The 328-nt window shown below is 69.2% G+C and carries 1 protein-coding gene; it reads left to right on the top strand.

Annotated features, from left to right (window positions below; all coding sequences use genetic code 11):
* On the top strand, positions 1 to 328 hold a 328-nt coding region (locus tag OF819_RS29090; RefSeq protein WP_267246643.1), incomplete at both ends, for a hypothetical protein.

The raw sequence follows: 328 nt of genomic DNA, 5'->3' as shown, positions 1-328 counted from the left end.
CGAGCAGGACCTGCACGAGATCTACCAGGGCGAGGTCCGCTACGCACGGGACGCCTTCGAAGGCCTGCGCCTGATGGACGCCCTGATCGCCGTCAAACGCGGCGTCCCCGGCGCCACCCTGCCTCCGCTGAAGCAACGGCGTGTGCCGCAACGGGACACACCTCTCCTCGATCTCACCGAGCCCGAACCGCCCGTCCGCTCCGACGTCGCCATCGACAACCCCGTCCCCACCCCGCCGTTCTTCGGCACCCGCGTCGTCAAGGGGATCCAGCTGAAGGAGTACGCCTCCTGGCTGGACGAGGGCGCGCTGTTCAAAGGCCAGTGGGGG

The organism is Streptomyces sp. PR69 (genome assembly GCF_026420845.1).
Lineage (GTDB): Bacteria > Actinomycetota > Actinomycetes > Streptomycetales > Streptomycetaceae > Streptomyces.
The sequence above is the reverse complement of the archived record's forward strand: the minus strand, read 5'-3'. Positions and strand labels throughout refer to the sequence as shown.